Origin of the sequence: Pseudoalteromonas holothuriae, from assembly GCF_945859825.1 — a bacterium.
In the GTDB taxonomy this organism is placed as follows: Bacteria; Pseudomonadota; Gammaproteobacteria; order Enterobacterales; family Alteromonadaceae; genus Pseudoalteromonas; species Pseudoalteromonas holothuriae.
This window is the reverse complement of sequence record NZ_CAMAPC010000046.1, coordinates 1-4040: the sequence shown is the minus strand read 5'-3', so window position 1 is coordinate 4040 and position 4040 is coordinate 1. Positions and strand designations below refer to the sequence as shown.

Sequence of the window (4040 nt, the reverse complement as noted above, 5' to 3'; positions counted from 1 at the left end):
CCATTGGAAACTTTATTAGATGGAAAATTGATCTGGGCTGAGAAAAATTTAGCTCAAATCTAGACTGACAGTCACCGATTAAAAAACGGGTAACTGTCAGATCAAGTCTGAGCTAGTACAGATCAGCTAAGACATTTAACGCCCACGTTAAGGGGCTAATAATAGTTTACTAAAATTGTGTAGCGAAGCGAAACCGAGCAAACTGTAAAAAGTTCCGCTTTAATTGCTTGTTAGAGTTCTTATCCCGCAACTTCTTCGGTGTTTTTGACGCCGAATGGTATATGAACTGACGGAGCAACAGTACTAGTTGAGCTCAGATGACCAGACTGGTCATCAAAGAAAATATGAGGTTTGAGAACACCCAAAATCAAACCTTTATCAACACCACCTAGGAAGAATGCGTCATTTGTCATTACACCCCATTCTTTCAGCGTATTTAAAGCTCTCTCATGTGAAGGGGCATTCCTTGCTGTAACAATTGAAACTCTTAGTCGATTTCGATAATCAGGTTCAGATTGCTTCTTCTTCTCTTCAATCTTCTGAATTGCTGAGACTTTAACTAAAAACTCTTTCAGCGGACCAGGATTATGAGGCTGTAATACGTTCTTGGTTTCATGCTCATGAAACTGACTTAGGTCGTTGGTGTTGTGCATGACGGATTCTGATTCATCGTCAGCAAGAACACCATCAAAGTCGAATGCAATTCGCAAGTCATCATCTTCTTCATCGACAATCGTCGATTTCATTACATGACCTGCCGGATAACCTAACCTTATGGCTTCTTTTACATCAGACGAATTGCCTGACAAAAACAAAGAAATACTCAATGCTGGAATGTAGTCATATGGAGATTTACCTTGCATAAAAATCGCACGCGAAATAGGTAAGTTATGATGCTTGATCGATTTCATAACACGAAGCCCTGTATCAGGGTCATTGCGTGACAACAAGACAACTTCTACTAGTGGGTCTGATTCCGGCTTATCACTCAAATCATTCAGAGAAAGTAGGCGCTTCACAAACGAAAATGAGACCCCTTTATCTAAAGGATTATCAATATTCTCTGACTGATACTTACGATATTCCTCTTCACCTTTAGTACGAAAAACCGTATCAGACTCAGTTAAATCGAACATTGCACTTGAAGCAACGCCAATTACTAACCTTTTACCCAATTCATAGGGCATATATACACTCCAAAATGTTAATGGTGAATTACTGAGAACGCTTAAATCAGCGGCGAGTTTACGAGTCCGCTGCATTTTCTTGTTCAATGATTTTCATGCTATGAGCTAACTCTTGCTCAAGGCTCATCATACGATGGGACATCTCACTGTACTTACTTTTAGAGTGCTCTAAGTGATTTTTGATCTGAATGTAATTTTCTGAAACGGCCTCATAGTGCTGCAATAAGCGCTCACCATCAACACCCCTATCACCCTCATGCAGCATATGATTGCTATGTTCTCTCAAATTATTGCGTTCGGCCTCTATCATGTGTCGCTTTTCTTGCAACATTTTCATTTCATTTTCATATGAAATCATTTGGCTGCGAGTTTGTTCAAGCTCATCCATGAGGTGATGGACTTTAATTTTTCTTCGCTTAACGAACTCCATTTCTTTCATTTTCTTATTGGCTAGCTTATCCCGCCTCCTAACCTCTCTTATTTCTTCAACAATTTCGTCACTAACTTGTTCATTTAAATTTTCTCTAGCCAGCTCAAGAAATCTATCAGCTTGATACATGTGAAATGTATTTTCGGCTCTATCTTTAAACTCTTTCACTAACTCCGGCCTTGGGCCAACAGTCTTTCCTTTGAATTTTTCCCACCAATCTTCTTTCTTATCGTCAGTTACAAGTACAATGCCTTTTTTAGTCTCAATTGACTTATCTATAACTTGATTCCAAACAATCAAATCTCCATATTTACGACATTTCTCTGTAAATACATCACTATCACCAGACTTCGTACCGTCTTTAAATCCAGGTGGAATTTTTTGCTTATATCGTTCCTCACCATCAATAATCATCTTTTCCAGTTCTTCTCTGGAATATGGCTGTCCAACACTATTTTCAAATATTGAAGAGATAGACTCTTTAATTTCATCATTTGAAATTCTTTTAGTATGAATTCCTTTGTTTTCTGATAACTCATTACAAAGCAGGTCAAAGACCTCGCTAACTTGTCGCATGGTCTGCTGACTAACAAAAGGATGTTGGCGGGCGTTGTACAAGTCACTTCTCAATGAGTTAATTGATTTGATTGTGTCATCATATGAACGTTCTTGTTGATCGATTACAGATAGTCGATTGTTCAGGTATTCCTCTGCTGCCCTATGCGGAAGCCAAACTCGTCCTTGAATTTTCTTCAGAAGCTGAAGGAATTCACGTCTAGTGGAATCTGAATATCTATAGAAATTTAACAAAATATTTGCATCAAAAACAAATATGCACGAATCCCATACCTGTTTTAAGCTCTTTTCACTTTCTTTAAAGTGACCAGGGAAAAGATCCTTCATACTATTTCCTTCATTGAACGCCTCAATAGAGGCAAATAATAGTTGGTTAACATAAGCGAGGCACGAGCAAAAGCCAACTGTTTTTTGTCCTGCTTTTTGTCCTGCTTTATTGCCTTGTATGGATAAAAAAAATAAACAAGACAGCCATAATTAAATTGTCGAACTATTATAATGTAAAGTTAGTGTCTTTAATATTGTTAGGCCAAAAGTACCTTTTCACTGCTGTTTTCTAATTTAATCAGAAGGATTTGGTGGCAATTATCAAGTGTTACACGTAGCTTTACCTACCCTGCGGCATTATTGTGGTTTACTTTGTGGGTGGTAAATTGGCTTAGCCGAGTAGCTTTTCGCATTGACTGAAGCTGGTTCGCCGTTTTACCTCTAAATGTGTGTAGTAGTTATCAAGCTTATAACAAAAATAAACAAGACAGTCATAATTAAATTTTTTCATGTACAACGCCCGCATAAGGGGCTGATAATTGTTGACTAAAATGTGAAGCGGAGCGGAACCGAGCCAACTGTTAGCAGTCCGTTCTTTAATGCCTTGTATGAATAATAAACCCATCAAATTATTCTTTTAAACCGAGTTCGGGTAATGTGAGACCCAGGCTTTAGCTGCAACTAAAGCTCTCTTTTGTGTTAGTTCGATTGAGCGATGGCTCCTCTGTTGAGAGACCGATAACAAGAATGAACGCCACAAAAGACTCCAAGCATCACACTCGAATAGTCTACTGAGTCTCGAACCCGCATTATGCAAGCAAGAGTTAGCTTATTATGAAAACAAATACAGAGCAAAACATTAATGTCGGTGTCGATACCGGTAAATTCAAACTGGATATTTATATTCGCCCTTTAGGCCTCTATTTCACTGTTGATAATGACGAAAAAGGTATTAAAGAAGCAGTTAAAAAAATTAAGCTATACATTCCTAAACGGATTGTAATCGAAGCAACAGGTCGTCTTGAAATGCCCTTTATTATCGCATGTGCAAAGGCCAACTTACCCTTCGTCATTGCCAATCCAATACACATAAAACGCTTTGCTGGCGCAATTGGTCAACGCGCTAAAACTGATAAACTAGATGCACAATTAATCGCACATTATGGTGAAGCAATTCAACCCTCACTCTCCACCCTAAAACCTGACATAATGCAGGCTATGAGCGATTTGGTTGCCAGAAGAAATCAGCTATTAGTCATGCAAACGATGGAAAAAACCGCCTCCAAATCTTACCAAAAGAACTGATTTCAACCATTAAACCTATTTTAACCGCCTTCAAAAATCAAATTGAGAAAATTGAAAATAAAATTCTAAAACTCATTGAATGATGTCCTGAGTATTCAGCCAAAAACACGATCCTAAAAAGTATGAAAGGCATTGGCAAAATTGCTGCTGCATCTATCATCTGTATTAGTTCAGACAAGATCTGACACATCAACTTGAAAAAGTGAGAGTTACCCGTTTTGATAAAAGGTGTCGAATCTTTAAATCAAAACATATAAGAGGTAACTCTCATGCTA

General features: G+C 38.0%; 2 protein-coding genes and 1 pseudogene. 1 reads left to right on the top strand and 2 read right to left on the bottom strand.

The window, feature by feature from the left end; all coding sequences use genetic code 11:
* Positions 1–239 precede the first annotated feature (239 nt).
* Together OCI93_RS20650 and OCI93_RS20645 are read right to left on the bottom strand one after the other, a co-directional pair.
* On the bottom strand, positions 240–1187 hold the full coding sequence (locus tag OCI93_RS20650; RefSeq protein WP_261593943.1) for a 5'-nucleotidase: 948 nt from the start codon (positions 1185–1187) through the stop codon (positions 240–242).
* 58 nt (positions 1188–1245) lie between these two features.
* The gene (locus OCI93_RS20645) at positions 1246–2520 is read right to left on the bottom strand and encodes a PIN-like domain-containing protein (protein WP_261627222.1); all 1275 of its coding nucleotides are present in this window, start codon (positions 2518–2520) and stop codon (positions 1246–1248) included.
* A 774-nt stretch (positions 2521–3294) separates the two neighbouring features.
* On the opposite strand from OCI93_RS20645, the pseudogene OCI93_RS20640 reads away from it, so the two are divergent.
* Positions 3295–3926 (top strand): annotated as a pseudogene (locus OCI93_RS20640) (IS110 family transposase); the annotation flags it as partial.
* Positions 3927–4040: the final 114 nt, after the last annotated feature.